At 66.1% G+C, this 396-nt stretch carries 1 protein-coding gene; it reads right to left on the bottom strand.

Going from position 1 to position 396, the window contains the following annotated elements; all coding sequences use genetic code 11:
• The coding region (locus AB4Y92_RS26280; RefSeq protein WP_441822293.1) for a hypothetical protein at positions 1–396 on the bottom strand (396 nt) is incomplete at both ends.

Here is a 396-nt window from a genome sequence, read left to right as displayed (position 1 = left end):
ATATAGCCATCGGGCCGCACCCGGCGCCCGGTGACCGTGACCTGGCGCGAGTCGCGGAAATCGACTTCCGTCGGCATGTCGGCGGCCGTGTCGGGATTGACCAGCGGGATCACCATCTTGACGGTGGCAATGCGGTGGCCGACGACCAGCTCGCCTTCGTTCTTCGCCAGTTCGCCGCGCGCAGCCGCGACCGCCTGCAGCACSGCCTTGTCATTGGCGGCGACCGTATCGAGAACCGACCGGGAAATGACGTAATGCGTCGCGATGCGCCGCTCCAGATTCTCGAGTTTGAGGCCGACGCCGCGCGTCTCGATCAGGAAGGAGACCGCGCCCGAAAGTCCAAACAGGTTGCGCGCGATGCCGGGCGCATTGCCGCCCATCGAGACGACCTTGTCG

It is taken from the genome of Lysobacter sp. TAB13 (genome assembly GCF_052113885.1).
Lineage (GTDB): Bacteria > Pseudomonadota > Gammaproteobacteria > Xanthomonadales > Xanthomonadaceae > Lysobacter > Lysobacter gummosus.
Note: the sequence above shows the minus strand (reverse complement) of the source record. Positions and strands in the feature narration are given on the sequence as shown.